Annotated in this window: 15 protein-coding genes; 11 read left to right on the top strand and 4 right to left on the bottom strand. The window is 71.3% G+C overall.

The window, feature by feature from the left end:
• Positions 1-177, top strand: coding sequence for a hypothetical protein (locus tag ACQUQ1_RS11200; RefSeq protein WP_435064382.1), 177 nt, complete (start codon positions 1-3; stop codon positions 175-177).
• A 189-nt stretch (positions 178-366) separates the two neighbouring features.
• The gene (locus tag ACQUQ1_RS11195; RefSeq protein ID WP_435064381.1) at positions 367-1452 is read left to right on the top strand and encodes a cupin domain-containing protein; all 1086 of its coding nucleotides are present in this window, start codon (positions 367-369) and stop codon (positions 1450-1452) included.
• 49 nt (positions 1453-1501) lie between these two features.
• Here the strand turns inward: ACQUQ1_RS11195 and ACQUQ1_RS11190 are convergent, their stop codons facing one another.
• Positions 1502-2992, bottom strand: coding sequence for a DUF3179 domain-containing (seleno)protein (locus tag ACQUQ1_RS11190; RefSeq protein ID WP_435064380.1), 1491 nt, complete (start codon positions 2990-2992; stop codon positions 1502-1504).
• Positions 2993-3068: 76 nt separating this feature from the next.
• Positions 3069-3944: a fumarylacetoacetate hydrolase family protein gene (locus ACQUQ1_RS11185; protein WP_435064379.1), complete on the bottom strand. Its 876-nt coding sequence runs from the start codon at positions 3942-3944 to the stop codon at positions 3069-3071.
• A 228-nt stretch (positions 3945-4172) separates the two neighbouring features.
• Here ACQUQ1_RS11185 and ACQUQ1_RS11180 point away from each other — a divergent pair, with 228 nt between their 5' ends.
• Positions 4173-5666 (top strand): aldehyde dehydrogenase family protein, encoded by a 1494-nt coding sequence (locus ACQUQ1_RS11180; protein ID WP_435064378.1) that lies wholly within the window; start codon positions 4173-4175, stop codon positions 5664-5666.
• 55 nt (positions 5667-5721) lie between these two features.
• On the opposite strand, the gene ACQUQ1_RS11175 is transcribed toward ACQUQ1_RS11180, so the two are convergent.
• The gene (locus tag ACQUQ1_RS11175; protein ID WP_435064377.1) at positions 5722-6048 is read right to left on the bottom strand and encodes a hypothetical protein; all 327 of its coding nucleotides are present in this window, start codon (positions 6046-6048) and stop codon (positions 5722-5724) included.
• A 156-nt stretch (positions 6049-6204) separates the two neighbouring features.
• Between ACQUQ1_RS11175 and ACQUQ1_RS11170 the strand changes: the two genes are divergently transcribed.
• On the top strand, positions 6205-7638 hold the full coding sequence (locus ACQUQ1_RS11170; RefSeq protein ID WP_435064376.1) for a methyl-accepting chemotaxis protein: 1434 nt from the start codon (positions 6205-6207) through the stop codon (positions 7636-7638).
• 132 nt (positions 7639-7770) lie between these two features.
• On the opposite strand, the gene ACQUQ1_RS11165 is transcribed toward ACQUQ1_RS11170, so the two are convergent.
• The gene (locus ACQUQ1_RS11165; RefSeq protein WP_435064375.1) at positions 7771-8247 is read right to left on the bottom strand and encodes a HalOD1 output domain-containing protein; all 477 of its coding nucleotides are present in this window, start codon (positions 8245-8247) and stop codon (positions 7771-7773) included.
• A gap of 316 nt (positions 8248-8563) precedes the next feature.
• Here ACQUQ1_RS11165 and ACQUQ1_RS11160 point away from each other — a divergent pair, with 316 nt between their 5' ends.
• From ACQUQ1_RS11160 to gfo6, 7 genes are all read left to right on the top strand, one after another.
• Complete coding sequence (locus ACQUQ1_RS11160) at positions 8564-10705, top strand: alkaline phosphatase PhoX (protein WP_435064374.1); 2142 nt, start codon at positions 8564-8566, stop codon at positions 10703-10705.
• A gap of 5 nt (positions 10706-10710) precedes the next feature.
• The gene (locus ACQUQ1_RS11155; RefSeq protein WP_435064373.1) at positions 10711-11178 is read left to right on the top strand and encodes a hypothetical protein; all 468 of its coding nucleotides are present in this window, start codon (positions 10711-10713) and stop codon (positions 11176-11178) included.
• Positions 11179-11255: 77 nt separating this feature from the next.
• Positions 11256-11816 (top strand): gluconate 2-dehydrogenase subunit 3 family protein, encoded by a 561-nt coding sequence (locus ACQUQ1_RS11150; RefSeq protein WP_435064372.1) that lies wholly within the window; start codon positions 11256-11258, stop codon positions 11814-11816.
• Entirely contained in the window at positions 11813-13429 is a 1617-nt protein-coding gene (locus tag ACQUQ1_RS11145) for a GMC family oxidoreductase (RefSeq protein ID WP_435064371.1), read from the top strand. The genes ACQUQ1_RS11150 and ACQUQ1_RS11145 overlap by 4 nt, the downstream gene beginning before the upstream one ends.
• Before the next feature lie 52 nt (positions 13430-13481).
• Positions 13482-13859 carry a MarR family transcriptional regulator gene (locus ACQUQ1_RS11140; RefSeq protein WP_435064370.1) on the top strand — a complete coding sequence of 126 codons (378 nt, stop codon included), beginning with the start codon at positions 13482-13484 and terminating at the stop codon, positions 13857-13859.
• On the top strand, positions 13856-14215 hold the full coding sequence (locus tag ACQUQ1_RS11135) for a hypothetical protein (protein WP_435064369.1): 360 nt from the start codon (positions 13856-13858) through the stop codon (positions 14213-14215). Before ACQUQ1_RS11140 ends, ACQUQ1_RS11135 begins: the two co-directional genes overlap by 4 nt.
• A gap of 110 nt (positions 14216-14325) precedes the next feature.
• A complete protein-coding gene (gfo6, locus tag ACQUQ1_RS11130; RefSeq protein ID WP_435064368.1) occupies positions 14326-15417 on the top strand; it encodes a D-xylose 1-dehydrogenase Gfo6 in 1092 nt (363 codons plus the stop codon).
• Positions 15418-15419 lie beyond the last annotated feature (2 nt).

Below are 15419 nucleotides of genomic sequence, written 5' to 3'. Positions count from 1 at the left end.
ATGGCGGACTTCGAGAACCCGTACGCGGAGGAGAGCCCGTTCGTGCGAGCGCACTTCGACTGTTCGGACTGTGGCGGGAAGCTCTGGGAGTACGCCATTCAGGGGCAGATGGTCTGTGAGGACTGTCGGTCCGTGTTCCCCTCCGCCGACGTGTTCGAGTCGCAGGCGGAGATCTGACCGCGACGCCGAGCCCCGCACGGGGAGGCGGAGGCCGGAGCGGGCGAGCGACCGCGGGGCGGCCGCGACGACGACCGCGACTGTCGCGTCGACGAGGCGGAGACGACGGGGCGGTCGGAGGCGTGACGGGCGAGGCGGGCCGACGATCCGTCCAATACACTTATCCTCGATCTGTGCGAACGTGGATACATGGCCCAGCAAGAGCCGGAGGAGCTCCTGGAGCTGAGCGCGGATACCCGGGAACTCCTCGAAGAGAACAGCCTCCGTCCCCTCTGGGAGGTCGAGGACGACTTCGGGAACACCTACGACGACCTGGAGGCGGACATCTGGAAGTGGGAGGACATCCAGGCGTCCATCGACGGCATCGAGGCGGACGTGCCGATCGCGGAGCTCCCTCCGGGGTTCCAGCGCCGGGTGGCCGTCCCGATCAACACCTCGCTGGGGAACGCCGTCTCCAACACCATCTACGTCGGCGTCCAGACCGTCTCGCCCGGCGAGACCGCTCCCTCGCACCGTCACGGCGCGAACGCGCTCCGGTACACCATCGACGGCCACGAGGACATGAAGACGGTCGTCGCCGGCGAGGAGTTCCCGATGGAGGACAACGACCTCATCACGACCCCGCAGTGGGAGTGGCACGACCACGTCAACGAGTCCGACGAGACGGCCGCGTGGCTCGACGTGCTCGACCTGCCGCTGGTCCTCGACTCGCTGAACGCGAGCAACGTCTTCGAGAACCACGAGCTGGAACGACAGCCCGTCACGAAGACGCAGGGGTACTGGGACTCCCAGTACGGCCGCGGTCGGCCGGCCGGCGAGCGCGACGACGGGACGATCCCCGGCCCGTTCGAGGGCATCCGGGAGCCGACGCCGCCGTACCGCTTCGGCTGGGACGAGATGGAGGAGGCGCTGCGCCAGCGCGCCGACAACGACGACCCCGACCCGTACGACGGCTACTCGCTGGCGTACGTCAACCCCGCCACCGGGAAGGAACCGCTGTTCCCGACGATGTCGTTCCGCGCGCAGCTCCTGAACGACGGGCCGACCGACCCGCACTTCCACAACGCCGTGGAGGTGTACTTCGTCATCGAGGGCGAGGGCGCCACCCACGTCGACGGCGAGGCGCTGGAGTGGGGCCAGTGGGACATCTTCGTCGTCCCGCCGGACGCGACCCACCACCACGAGCCCGACGACGAGGCGGTCCTGCTCGGCATGACCGACCGGCCCGTCTTCGAGGCGTTCAACTTCTACGCCGAGGCGGAGCCCTCCTCGTAGTCCGGCCGGGTCTGCCCGACCGTACTACGCCGGCCGCTTCCGTCGCCTCCTACTCGTCGTCCGTCGGCCCCGGGAGCACGTGGGTCTCGTCGTAGTGGGTGCGGAACGCGAACCACAGCCCGTGGCGGCCGGGGACGCGCTCTCGGGTCTCGCCACCGTCGCCCCGGAGTTCCTCCCGCGTCACGGTCCACTGTGTGCCGTCCGCGTCGACCAGCCGCCCGTCCGTTCGTTCCACCGGGAGCGGCGGAGCCTCGTAGACGGCCACGTCGCCGGTGGCGTCGAGGAGCGCGACGACCTCGCGGCCGGCCGCCTCCCCCGCGATCACGGACTCGTCGTCGAGGTCGTCGACCGGGATCACCCACGCCGCCCGCGAGCCCTCGGTGACCCCGTAGACTGACGCCTTCTCCGGGAGGGGACCCGACTCGCTCCGGACGCCCGGCTGGATCACCGACTCCTTCGTCCAGTAGTGCTCGAAGAAGCCGACGTCGTCCTCGTAGTGGGAGTAGTCGTACCCGTACCCCGTGTCGATGTCGAGCGCTCGCGTGTCGGGGTGTTCGGCGCGCCAGGAGCCCCAGTCCGTCTGCGTGACGAGGTGCTGGTCGAGCGCGAGGTCCGGGTCGCGCTCGAGGTAGCGTCCGGCCGTCGGCGTGCCCGTGTGCTGGTCCCACAGCGTCTCGGTCTCCTCGTCGTACATCACCTTGTTGCCGGAGACGAGCATCCCCGAGCTCCCGAACGTGAGCACGTCGCCCTCGACCCGCCGGTCATAGAGGATCGGGGCGTTACACAGCGTGCAGTAGGTGAGGCTCACCGGGACGCCCGCCACGACGGCGTTGAGGAGTTCGTGGGGGAAGATCACCCACCGCGGCACCGCGTAGGCGACCCCGTCGATCTCGAACCCGAAGACGACGTCGTCGTCGTCGAGGTAGCGCTCGGGGGCGTCGTCGCCGGCGACCGACGCGTCGCCGTGCTCGGCGTCGGCACCCGAGGAACGGTCGCCGTCGGCCGCGTCCGTCGAGACGGCGTCGCCCGCGACGAAGTCGGGCGCGTTGAGCGCCGCGAGGAACGACCGGTCGCAGTTGCCCCACCGGACGTCCCGGAGGTCGAACGCCCGCGGCTCCCGGTCGAGCAGCGCGCCGACCGGCGGGAGGTACGAGCGGTACAGCCTGAGCTTCCACTCGTCGAAGCCGGCCAGGGGCGCGATGTCCCGCTGAGAGTACCACGATTCCCATTCCACCCAGGCGTGTTCGGAGTCGTAGTCCGGCTCCGCGAGCGCGCCGAGCGCGTCGCGGACGCCCGGCCACCGGACCTCGGGGAGGTCGAGGTACCGCGGCGGGTCCCGCCCGCGGAGCACCGCCGGGAAGCCGAACCGTCCCCAGTCGTTCGCGATGGCGTCGATCACGAGCACCTCGAACAGGTGCGGGATCACGCGCTCGTCGCCCTCCTCGGCGAGCGCCGCCACGGCCTCGGCGTGGGCGTCCGCGTCGCGGACGAGCAGGTCGTCGGTCAGATCACGGAGCCGATCAGTCGATGACTGCGCCATACGGTCTCACTCCGATGAGACGACGAAAAGGTACGGGTCGCGGCCGGTCGGGTCGAGGGACCGAACGCGGCGGGCCTTACTCCTGGCCGCCCTTGTTCACGTTCACGTCGGCGAACCGCACGTCGCGCTCGGTCACGTCGACGGTCATGGCGCCGACGCCCTCGATCTCGGCGTCGATCGTGTCGCCGTCGTGCAGCTGGCTGACGCCCTCGGGCGTTCCGGTCGTGATCACGTCGCCGGCCTCGATCGTCGCGCCGAGCGAGGCGTACTGCACCACGTCCGCGCAGGTGTACACCATGTCGCCGGTGTTCTCCCGCTGGCGGGTCTCGCCGTTGAGCTGCAGCTCCATCTCCAGGTCCTGCGGGTCGTCGATCTCGTCGGCGGTGACGACGCACGGCCCGATGACGGTGAAGGTGTCGTAGGACTTCCGGTTCGAGCGGTCCTGGTCGCCGCGGACGGAGATGTCGAGCAGGATCGTGTACCCGAAGACGTGGTCCCACGCCTCCTCGGCGTCGACGTCCTTCACGTCGTCGGCCATGACGAACGCCAGCTCGATCTCGTGGTCCGTCCGGCGGTCCGAGAAGGGGAGCTCGACGCCGTCGTCGGGGCCCACCACGCTGGAGGGCGCCTTGAGGAAGTAGCCCTTGTCCTCGATGGAGAACCACTCGTCGGTGGTGATGTCGCGGTCGGCCAGCGCCTCCTCGATGTGGTTCTCGTAGTTGAGCGGCGCGGCGATCACCTTGCCCGGCCGGTGGACCGGCGAGCCGAGCGTCACCTCCGACCGGTCGAAGTCGGGGTCCGCGTCGGCGTACTCGCTCGCGTCGTAGTCGCCGCGGATGTACGTCTGCAGCGGGTCGTGCGATTCGATGCCCAGGCGGTCGGTCAGGTCTACGATGCCGTCGTCGTCGGTCAGGAGGCCCAGACGGTCCTCGTTGAAACGGACGAACTTCACGCGAGCATGTGCGCCCGATATCGGTATAAATGGTCCCCTTCAGGTAGGACGCGCTAGACCCCTTCAGGTAGGACGCGCTGGACCCCTTCAGCCAGGACGCGACCCGTCGGGGACGCCCGCCGCTCGCGCGTCGGTCGACCGCGGACCCGCGTGTCACTCGGTCACGAATACCGGAGAAACGATCCGGCTTCAGCCGCACTATTGTCGCACGGCCGAACCCTCTATGGGATGGAACTAGACCTGTCACCCGACGCTGACTGGAGCGAACTGTACATCGACGGCGAGTGGCGATCGGCCGAGGGCGGCGAGACCATCGCCGTCGAGGACCCCTCGACGCGCGAGACGTTCGCCCGCGTCGCCCGCGCGACGGAGGCGGACGTGGACGCCGCCTACGAGGCGGCCGCGGCCGCCGGGGAGGAGTGGGCGGAGGCGCCGCCGGCACAGCGGGAGGAGGTGATCCACGAGATGCTCGACCTGCTGGAGGGGCACGACGAGGAGATCGTCGGCCTCCTCGCGACCGAAGCGGGCGGCGTCCCGGCGGCGATGGGCGGCACCTCCGTCCACCTCGCGGCCGACCAGGCGGCCGAGGCGGCGACGGTCCCCCGGCGGATGAAGGGCGAGCACGCCGCCTCGAACATCCCCGGCAAGGAGAACGTCGTCGAGCGGATCCCCTCGGGGGTCGTCACGGTCATCTCCCCGTGGAACTTCCCGCTGAACCTGTCGATGCGCGCGGTCGCGCCCGCCATCGCCGCCGGCAACGCGGTCGTGCTCAAGCCCGCGACGAACACGCCGATCACGGGCGGCCTCCTGTTCGCGAAGCTGTTCGAGGCGGCGGGCCTCCCGGCGGGCGTCCTCAACGTCGTCACCGGCCGCGGGTCGGAGATCGGCGACCGCGTCGCGGGCCACCCCGAGAGCGACGTGGTCGCGTTCACTGGATCGACGCCCGTCGGCCGGCGCGTCGCCTCGAAGGCGGCCGAGAACCTCGCGACGCCCGCGATGGAACTCGGCGGCAACAACGTCCACCTCGTCACCGAGGACGCGGACCTCGATCAGGCGATCGACGCGGCCGTCTTCGGCTCGTTCGTCCACCAGGGGCAGGTGTGCATCTCGATCAACCGCCACCTCGTCCAGGAGTCGGTGTACGACGAGTACGTCGCGCGGCTGACCGAGCGCGCCGAGTCGCTGCCGGTCGGGTCGGCCCACGACGAGGGCGTGGTGGTCGGGCCGATCATCGACGAGTCGCAGCGCGACGAGATGCTGGAGTACGTCGACGAGACGCTCGACGCCGGCGCGACGCTGGAGACGGGCGGCCACACCGTCGACCTGGACGGGGTCGACGACTCGCTCGTCGTCGCGCCGACGGTGCTCTCCGACGTGACCAACGACATGTCCGCCGCTTGCTTCGAGCACTTCGGCCCCATCGCGCCGGTCATCCCGTTCTCGGACGTCGACGAGGCCGTGGAGCTCGCGAACGACACCGAGTACGGGCTCTCCGGATCCGTGCACGCGGGCGACGTGGGCGCGGGCAGGCGCATCGCCGACCGCCTCGACACGGGGATGGTCCACGTGAACGACCAGCCGATCAACGACGAGGCGCACGTCCCGTTCAGCGGCACCAACGCCTCGGGGATGGGCGGGTACAACACCGACGAGTTCCTGAACGAGGTCACCGAGACGAAGTGGATCTCGCTGCAGCACGAGCCGCGCGAGTACCCGTTCTGATCTGATCGGGGTCCGGCCGCCCGAACCGGCGGCCGACCCCGGCGCCCCCCCGTCGCTACTCCTCGATGTCGAGCTGGACGGCGACCCAGTGGTCGCGTGCCTCCACGACGAGTTCCTCCTCGTCCTCGAAGACGGTGTGTTCGGCGACGAACTCGTCCCAGGCGCCGTCGGGGATCAGCTCCAGGTCGGCCGCCGAGTCCGCGGGCGACGGGCTCGCGGCGACCATCGCGTCGAACGTCTCGAAGTCGGTGTTGGCGGCGACGAACCCGTCGTCGAACACGTCGGTCACGTCGATGTCCTCCGAGCGGGGGGCGGCGGCGGCCCGCTCGCGCAGCTCCTCCGGCGACTCCGGCCGCTCCGAGAGGTCGTCCTCTAGCACCATGCGTCCCGATCACACCCCGTCCGGCATAAACCCCCCCGGTACCGACGCGACCCGCGGCCCGCCCCGAAACGCCCCCTCGCATCGCCGCCCGAGAGGTATCCGACGTGATAACCGGCGGGGAACGTATACAAGGGGAAGGGCGAACGGTCCGGACGAATGTCGAGGCCACAGGACGCTGGCCCCGGACGCGGCGACGCGTCGACGGGGACGGGGGAACCGGGTACGGAGGCGACCGGGGAGGAGACGCCGGAACGCGGGACCACGGCGGACGAGGCGACGGGAGCGGAACGGCTCGCGGAGGCGTACGTCGAGCGGGCCGCGCCGGAGACGGCCGCCGAGCGCCACGAGCGCGAGGCGTCGTTCTGGCGGGAGGCGTTCGATCAGCTCGTCGCGGAACTTCCCGAGAGCGTGCTCGTCGTCGACGACGGCGGGGAGATAACCCACTGGAACCAGGCCCACACCGAGATGACGGGCATCGAACGGTCGGAGGCGCTCGGGAGGAACGCCCACGACCTGCTGGGGACGAAGGGCACCGACGAGACGCTCGCCGAGGAGGTGGCCCGGACGAACGAGACGGTCAGCGAGGACGCGATCAGGGAGATCGATCGCGTCGACAAGGCGCTACAGGTGTACGCGGTGCCGCTTCGCGACCCCGACGGGGAGCCCGTGGGGGCGTTCTCCGTGGCGAACGACGTGACCGACCACGTCGAGCGGCGGCGGCGCCTGGAGTCGCTGCAGGAGCGCGTCGGCGACGAGGTGTCCGGACAGACGGCCGAACTGAAGTCGGTCGTCGAGGAGGTGGACGAGTTCACCGACGAGGCGGACGCCTTCGCCGGCGAGCAGACCGAGCGGCTCAGGCGGGTGGCCGACGAGGTGACCGACCAGAGCGCCGCCGTCGAGGAGATCGCCGCCAGCGCCGAGGAGGTAGAGCGGGCGAGCGAGCGGGCAGACGACCTCGTCGCCGACGGCGACGACGCCGCCGACGAGGCGGCCGAGGCGATCCGCGGCGTCGACGAGTCGGCCGCCGAGATGCGCGAGGCGGTGGGGTCGCTCACCGACCACGCCGAGGAGATCGGGGACGTGATCGACCTCATCGACGGGATCGCCGACCAGACGAACATGCTGGCGCTCAACGCCTCGATCGAGGCGGCGCGGGCGGGCGAGGCCGGCGAGGGGTTCGCCGTCGTCGCCGAGGAGGTGAAGGCGCTCGCCGAGGAGAGCCAGCGCCACGCCGAGCGCGTCGAGGGGCTCGTCGGGGAGGTGCGCTCGCGCGGCCGCGAGGTGGACGACCTCCTCGCGGAGACGACCGACGACGTGGCGCAGGCGCGCGACCGCGTCGGGAACGTCGCGGCGGTGTTCGAGGAGATCACGGAGGCCGTCGAGGAGACCGCCGGCGGGGCCGCGCAGGTCGCCGCCGCGACCGACGAGCACGCCCGCTCCGCACAGGAGGTCGCCGACACGGTCGGGACCGCCGTCTCGGAGATCGAGTCGCTGCAGGACCGGCTCCGGAGCGCCTCCGAGGCCGCCGACGCCGGACGTCGACAGGTCCGCGAGGTCGAGGCCGCCGTCGAGGACCTCGACGCCTCGTGAGCCCGTCGGCCGTGTCGGTCCCGGGCGGTGGCGGGACGGTGGTAGTAATTTGAGCTATAGCAGTCGCTCGTCGATTAGTTCTCGACGGATCACTTATCCGTTGTGCATCGACAGCGACCGCGGGCGACGGCGCTACTCGCGGACACGGACCGTCCCGTCGGATCGGACGACGACCTCGTGGCCGGCGTACTCGAACACGAACCGTCGCGCGGTCGCGTCGGCGTCGGGGACGTCCTCCCCGTCGACGACCGCCGCGAGGACCTCCGGGTCCACCGCGTCGTACAGGGGCGGGAGGTCGCTCGGGTCGGTGCCGGTGTGCTCGCAGACCGCGTCGGTGATCCCGACGGTCAACTCCGAGTGGTCCCGCAGGTCGGACACCGTCGTCGTGGTCGCCCCGTCGACCGTGACGGACCAGGTCGTCGCGTCGCCGGCACCCGCGAGCCGCCACTCCCCCTCCACGTCGACGCCGGCGGCGACCGCCTCGCCGAGCAGCGACCGGAGGGCGGCGCGGAACGACGACTCGTCCGCGACCCGTGACTGTCCCTCCCGGCGGGCCGGCCGGTCCGCGCGCCCGGTCCCGTTCCCGTCCCCGTTCGCGCCGTCGGTCATCGAGCCCCGTCGTCCGGCCCCGTCGACGGACCGCGCCTCCCGGGCGACGTGGTCCTCCGGCGGTCGAGGCGGTCGGCGGTCGGGTCACTCGAGTGCATTGGTACCATGATACACTCGAATTAGTTAGCTGTGTGTGATAAAAGCCCTACACGTGTGTTCGACACGCGGCGTGACGGTCGGAGCGGCGATCGGGGGATACGGAGCCGAACGTATCGCTCCGTACCCCACATGCGTTCACAGTTGTTCAAATATAAATAATCAGTACGTATCGGTTATAGATGGCGGATAATTGGCGAGATTCAACCGCCGAACGCTGATGGAGAGTTCAGTGGCCGCGGCGCTGGGGGCGAGCGTGGCCGGGACAGGGGTGGCGAGCGCGGAGTACGAGGAGTCGGACACCGAGGGCGCGCCGAGCGTCCGCGGCGACCTCAAGCGCTTCTCGACGACCGCGCTCGGGGCGGAGGTGACCGGGCCGTTCGTCTTCGCGGACGGTACCCTGCTGTACAGCCTCCAGCACCCGAGCGGGGAGAACACGCCGCCGTACGACACCGCCGGGATCGGGGTCGTGAGGGGCTTCACCTTCACAATGGGGGGAAGCAACGACGACTTCGACGAGCTGAGCGTCCCGACCGACAACGCCGAACGGAAACGGGTCCGCGTGAGCGAGGGGGACTACGACCTCCTCGCGCAGGGGGGCGACCCGATCGCCGGCGGCGACGAACGCCTCGGCGTGGTGCAGACGCCCGACGGCACCGACATCACCCTCGACACCTTCCGGGGGACCCAGTACGGCGGAGCGGCGACGAACCCGGACTGCAACCAGTTCGTGCCGACCGACGAGGACGGGCGTGCCGGCTACCTGTTCACCAACTGGGAGAACAGCCCCGGCAACGTCACCCGGATCCCGCTCGAACGGACAGAGGAAGGGGAGTGGTCGGTCGACCTCAACGGGGCGCTGAACCTCGCGAACACGGACGCGATGCGGGCCGTGGGCGGGACCCGGATCAACTGCTACGGCGACCTGAGCCCGTGGGGGACGATGATCTCCTCGGAGGAGAACTACGCCCACCCGCGGGTGTCGCTCACCGCGACCGTCGGCGACGTCGCCGAGGCGGGCTCTGGAGTCGGGATCCGCGGCGCACACGAGTTCTGGAACCGGCCGAACCCCTCCGGGATCCAGGACGCGGTCGACGAGCTGTACGGCGAGGAGAGCTGGTACGTGCAGGGCTACTGGGCGCTGACGGGAACCGAGTTCCTCGCGTACTACCTCGGGGCCGAGCCGGTCGATCAGGCCGACGACGGGAACACGCTCGATCCGATCACGGACGTGTACCCCAACCCCTACCGCTACGGCTACCACGTGGACATCCGCGAGCCGACCGCCGAGGAGCCCACCCCGGTGAAGTACTACGTGATGGGCCGTGCCGCCTGGGAGGCGCCGGACGTGCAGAGCGACCGGCGGACCGTCTACGAGTGCTCCGACGGCGACAGCAAGGGGATCTACAAGTTCGTCGCCGACGAGCCGATCGACGAGTACGACGACCCGATGGACGTCTCGGGGACGCTGTACGCCCCGAAGATCGCCAACCCCGCGGCGGGCAAGAAGCTCTCGCCGGCCCGGATCCCGCTGCACGTCGAGTGGCTCGAACTGGGACACGCGAGCAACGCGGAGGTCGAGTCGTGGATCGCCGAGTACGATGGCCTCACGCAGGCGGACTACCTGGAGACACACGCCGAGACCGACTGGCGCGACGATCTGGAGGCGGCGCTGGCGGAGGCTGACCGCGCGGTGGTCGAGGACGGCAACCGCGACTACGTCACCGACGAGGAGATACTGCGGTGGGCCGAGCAGTACGAGGCGAACGGCCCCGACGGCGTCGACGAGGAACTCCGTCGGGTGCCGTTCCTGGAGACGCGGGCGGCCGCAAAGGAGATCGGAGCCAGCATCGAGTTCAACAAGGCCGAGGGCGTCGACAGCGTCGACGGGGCGGGACCGGGCGACTACGTCTACTTCGGCATCTCGGAGTTCAACGACGACCTGGCGAACGACGAGGGCGACGTCCGCCTCGACCGCGTCGACGGCGGGATCGTGTACCGCGCCCGTCTGGAGCGCGACTACAACGTCTCCAAGCTGGAGCCGGTCATCGTCGGCCCGGACGGCACCGACCCCGCGGACGTGGCCGACGACGCGCTGATCAACGTCGACAACGTCTACGTCATGGACGACGGCCGCGTCCTCTGCTGTGAGGACGCCGATCAGCTCGGGCGCACCTACAGCAACGACTGCCTGTACGTGTACGAGCCGAACGGAAACAGCGGACCCGGCCGGGGCCGGGACGGCGGACGCGGATCCGACGACGAGGACGACGACGGCAACGGAAACGGCCGCGGCGACGGCACGGACGACGCCGAGGACGGGGACGACGACGGGGAGGGCCGCGTCGGCCCCCTGTGGTGATCACGGTGTCCCGAACGCGACACTCCGGGGTGCCCGACGGGTCCCTGTCGGTCCATCGGGAGTACGTACTCGGCGTGCGGATCGAGGTCGACCGCGGTCCGGACGGCGAGACATACCGCTTCGAGGCGCCCGACCACCGCGGCGCCGCGTTCGAGTCCGCCGACGACGCGGAGCTGTACGCCGACGTGTACTTCGACACGAACGGGTTCCGGGAGGCCGACACCGGCGAGCGGGGGATCCCCCCGGAGGTCGTCCAGGCCGGCCGGGACACGCTCGCGGCGTACCTGCTGACCCGCCCGTGGGGCTCGCGGGAGTGGGTCGCCTCCTACTTCGGGAAGGACCCCGCGACGGTCGAGCGGTACGCCGGCTGGGTTCGCGAGCGCGCCGCCGAGGTCCGCCGCGGCGTTCGGGAGCGCGGGATCGGTCCGGACAGGTCGGACGAGTCGAACGAACCGGACGAACCGGACGACTAGCCCGCCGGGGCGTCGTCGCGACCCGGACCGGCGCGGAGCACAACCCTCTTGTTTAGGTCGCCCTAATTAGCGGTCGAATGCAGCTGTCCCGACGCGACGCGCTGGCGGCGCTCTCGGCCGCCGGGGCCGGCTCGCTCGCGGGGTGCGGAGCGCCGACGGCGTCCCGAGACGCCGGCGCGAGCGACGGCGCCGACGGCGACACGGACGGGACGCCGGTCGGCGAGCACGAGCTGTCGACGCTCGTCGCCGTCGCGGAGGCCGTCTACCCGTCGGACGTGGAGGGGATCCCGGAGTTCGTCCGGACGTACACCGGCGGCCGGGTCGACGGCGGCGACGCCTACGCGCGCGGGGTCGCCGAGGCGGTCCGCGAACTCGACGAGTACGCCGAGGAGTTCTACGACGAGCGGTTCGCGGCCCTGTCGACCGAGACGCGGGCGGAGGCGCTCGGGTACATGAGCGTGGACGACGTGGACCCGGATCCGGAGGGGACGGACGCCGAGCGCGTCCGTCACTACGTCGTGAACGAACTGCTGTACGCCTTCTACACGTCGCCGACGGGCGCGGGGCTCGCGGGGCTGGAGAACCCGCCCGGCCACCCCGGCGGGACGGAGTCGTACCGACGGGGGCCCGACCGATGAGCGACGCCGGCGCGGACGCCCCGGAGGTTGACCGCACGCCGTCGCCGCGGGCCGACGTCTGTATCGTCGGCGCGGGCCCCGCGGGGGCGCTCGTGGCCGCGCGGCTCTCGGCGGCCGGCCACGACGTGGTCGTCCTGGACGCGGGCCCGCGGTTCGACCCTGCCGACCGCGACGAGCGGATGGAGCGCCACCTCCGCCCCGGCGTGGACGCGCCGGTGTGGGACATGGGCGGCGAGCGCGACGCCTTCAGCGCCAGCGGCGACCGGTTCTACCCGCTCAACGTCGCCCGCGTGAAGGGCATCGGCGGCAGCACCCTCCACTGGCAGGGGATGGTGATGCGGCTGCACGAGCAGGACTTCGAGCTGGACTCGTCGGTCGGGCTGGGCGACGACTGGCCCATCGACTACGCCGACCTCCGGCCGTACTACGCCGAGGCCGAGGAGGAACTGTCCGTGGCGGGCGCCTCGGACAACCCGTTCGCGCCGCCGCGCGAGCGGCCCCACCCGCTCCCGGCGTTCCCGCCCTCCTACAGCGACTCGCTGTTCGCGGAGGCGTGCGAGGCGGTCGGGGTGACCACCCACTCGGTGCCGAACGCGCGCAACTCCGAGCCGACCGACGAGGCGGGCGCCTGCGTCGGGTACGGCACCTGCAAGCCCGTCTGCCCCTCCGGCGCCAAGTACGACGCGACGCGGCACGTCGCCGCCGCGGAGGCGAACGGGGCGCGCGTGCTCGACCGGGTGCCCGTCCAGCGGCTCGAACACGACGACGCAGGCGACCGCGTCACCGCGGCGGTGTACGCGACGCCCGACGGCGGGGAGCACCGACAGGAGGCCCGGGAGTTCGTCGTCGCCGCCGGCGGCGTGGAGACGCCGCGCCTACTCCTGCTCTCGGAGAGCGAAACGTACCCGGACGGCCTCGCCAACTCCTCGGGGCTCGTGGGGCGGTACTTCATGGACCACCTGTTCGCGGGGACGGGCGGGACGATCGACGAGCCCACGCGCCAGAAGCACGTCGGGTTCAACACCTCCGAGAGCCACCAGTTCTACGACCGGCCCGACGACTCCCGCACCGCGATCAAGCTGGAGTTCCTCAACTACGCCGGCCCGGCGCCCGCGGACGTGGCGCTCACGGCCGACACCTTCGGCGACGAGCTCCTGGCGGAGATCCGCGGCGCCTACGGCACCCACGTCGCGATGGGCGCGCTCGTCGAGCAACTGCCCCGACGGGAGAACCGGATCCGGCTCGACCCCTCGCGGACCGACGACCACGGCAACCCCGTCCCGGACGTGGTCTGGGGCCTCGATCCGATCACACGCCGGACCATCGAGCGGGCCAACGAGATCCAGCGCGAGGTGCTTGCGGAACTGGGCGCCGACATCGGCTGGACGGTCGGGCCGGACAACACCGGCCCCGCGTACCACCACATGGGCACGACGCGCATGGGCACCGATCCGGCGGAGAGCGTCGTGAACCCGCAGCTTCGGACCCACGACCTCGGGAACCTCACGATCGCGGGAAGCTCTGCCTTCGTCACCGGCGGGGCGATGAACCCGACGCTCACCATCGCGGCGCTGGCGCTGAAGGCGGCAGACCACGTCGCGGAGCGGCTGTAGGGACCCGCGGTCCTCCGGTGTCGTTATTACAGCCCGTTACGTACTGTTACGTATGCCGGTCGACTTCGAGAGCTACCGTCCGACGGACCTTCCGGACGAGGGGACGAACGGGCGGCGGATCCTGGAGTTCCTCGCGGACCGACCCGACCTCGGGTACCGCGCGGGCGAGTTGGCGGCGGAACTGGACATCCCCCGCGGGAGCGTCGGAACGACGCTGAGCCGGCTTGAGGAGCGGGGGCTCGTCCGGCACAAGGGCGAGTACTGGGCGATCGATCCGACGGCGTTCGACGCCCACGCGGCGAGCTCGGTCGGCCTCCGGACGGTCGCCGAGGAGTTCGCCGGCGACTACTACGACGAGAACCCAGACTGGGACGCCGACCTCCCGGACCTGAACAGCGAGGGGGGCGACGACGGGGAGCGCGACGCGTGACGGCGCCGGCGTACGCGCGGGGGACAGTCGTCGTCGCCGCGGACCCGTTCGGACGGACGCCGCGACGCCCGTATCTCGTCGTCAGCGACGACAGCCACCCGTTCGCGGGAGAACAGTACATCGGACTCGGGATCACGACGAAGGAGTACGAGGCGAGCCTCCCGCTCGCCGGGCGCTTCCGGCGGGGACGGCTGAACCGCGAGTCGTTCGTCTCGCCCTGGGCCGTCGTTTCCCTCCGCGACGTCGACGTCGACCGCGCGGTGGCCCGGACGACCGGGGAGGTCGTCGACTCCGCGGTCGACCGGTTACGACGGTACGTCGTCGGCGACGGGGGCGAGGAGCGTGCGGCGCCCTGAGCCGCGAGGGACCGTCGCGCCGACCGGATCCCGCTCGACGCCGCGGTCCCGACCGAGACGGACCCGATGACGCCCGGACTTATGCCCGGGGCGGGCGACGGTCCGTGACGATGGAGACACGCCTCGCCGACTACGTCGACGACTTCGCGCGACGCGACTGGCAGACGCTGGACCCGGCCGCGGTCGAGGACCCGATCCGGATCGCGGTCGTCGGCGCGGGGTGGTTCACCCGGGAGTGGGCGCTGCCCGGCATCGAGCGCTCCGCCTACACGGAGGCGACCGTCGCGACCGACGTGAACCCCGACGCGGTCGCGGCAGTCGCCGACGAGCACGACCTGACCGGCGCGACGCCTGAGGCGTTCCGCGCCGGCGAGGTCGCCGACGAGTACGACGCGGTGTACGTCGCGACGCCGAACGCGACGCACCTGGAGTACGTCGAGGCCGCCGCCGAGCAGGGGAAGGCGGTCCTGTGTGAGAAGCCGCTGGAGGCGACCGTCGAGCGCGCGGAGCGGCTCGTCGCCGCCTGCGAGGGGGCGGACGTCCCGCTGATGGTCGGCTACCGGATGCAGACGGAGCCGGCCGTCCGGCGCGTCCGGGAGCTGCTCGCGGGCGGGTTCGTCGGGGACCCGGTCCACGTCCACGCGTCGATGTCGCAGACGATGCTCGGGGAGCTGTCGGCCGACCACGACCAGTGGCGGCTCGACCCGGAGCTGTCGGGCGGCTGTGCGCTCATGGACCTGGGCGTCTACCCGCTCAACACGACGCGGTTCGTGCTCGACGCCGACCCGGTCGAGGCGGCGGGCCGGACGCGCACCGAACACGGGGCGTTCGCCGGCGTGGACGAGCACGCCTCCTTCCGGCTGACGTTCCCCGACGGCGTCGACGCGACGTGCACGGTCAGCCAGAACGCCGGCCACGCCAGCCGGTTCGAGGTGACCGGGACCGAGGGCCGGCTGATCCTCGACCCGGCGTTCTACGAGCGCGAGGACCGCGCGCTCGCGGTCGAGCGCGACGGCGTCCGCGCCGACGTGTCGTTCGAGCAGGTCCACCAACTGGAGGAGGAGTTCGCCTACTTCGGCCACCAGCTGCTCGCGGGGGCGGGGATCCGCCCGGACGGCCGGCACGCGCTGGTCGACATGCGCGCGCTGGCGGCCGTCTACGAGTCCGCCGAGTCCGGCGCGACCGTCGACGTCACGGACTGAGC

This window comes from Halobaculum sp. EA56 (genome assembly GCF_051195075.1).
Taxonomy (GTDB): Archaea; Halobacteriota; Halobacteria; order Halobacteriales; family Haloferacaceae; genus Halobaculum.
This window is presented reverse-complemented; position numbering and strand designations above follow the sequence as displayed.

Coding starts and splice junctions, on each gene's coding strand:
- ACQUQ1_RS11175 (WP_435064377.1), bottom strand. CDS start 6,048: ATGGTGCTAGAGGACGACCTCTCGGAGCGGCCGGAGTCGCCGGAGGAG.
- ACQUQ1_RS11160 (WP_435064374.1), top strand. CDS start 8,564: ATGGAGAGTTCAGTGGCCGCGGCGCTGGGGGCGAGCGTGGCCGGGACA.
- ACQUQ1_RS11200 (WP_435064382.1), top strand. CDS start 1: ATGGCGGACTTCGAGAACCCGTACGCGGAGGAGAGCCCGTTCGTGCGA.
- ACQUQ1_RS11180 (WP_435064378.1), top strand. CDS start 4,173: ATGGAACTAGACCTGTCACCCGACGCTGACTGGAGCGAACTGTACATC.
- ACQUQ1_RS11150 (WP_435064372.1), top strand. CDS start 11,256: ATGCAGCTGTCCCGACGCGACGCGCTGGCGGCGCTCTCGGCCGCCGGG.
- ACQUQ1_RS11140 (WP_435064370.1), top strand. CDS start 13,482: ATGCCGGTCGACTTCGAGAGCTACCGTCCGACGGACCTTCCGGACGAG.
- ACQUQ1_RS11170 (WP_435064376.1), top strand. CDS start 6,205: ATGTCGAGGCCACAGGACGCTGGCCCCGGACGCGGCGACGCGTCGACG.
- gfo6 (WP_435064368.1), top strand. CDS start 14,326: ATGGAGACACGCCTCGCCGACTACGTCGACGACTTCGCGCGACGCGAC.
- ACQUQ1_RS11190 (WP_435064380.1), bottom strand. CDS start 2,992: ATGGCGCAGTCATCGACTGATCGGCTCCGTGATCTGACCGACGACCTG.
- ACQUQ1_RS11165 (WP_435064375.1), bottom strand. CDS start 8,247: ATGACCGACGGCGCGAACGGGGACGGGAACGGGACCGGGCGCGCGGAC.
- ACQUQ1_RS11145 (WP_435064371.1), top strand. CDS start 11,813: ATGAGCGACGCCGGCGCGGACGCCCCGGAGGTTGACCGCACGCCGTCG.
- ACQUQ1_RS11195 (WP_435064381.1), top strand. CDS start 367: ATGGCCCAGCAAGAGCCGGAGGAGCTCCTGGAGCTGAGCGCGGATACC.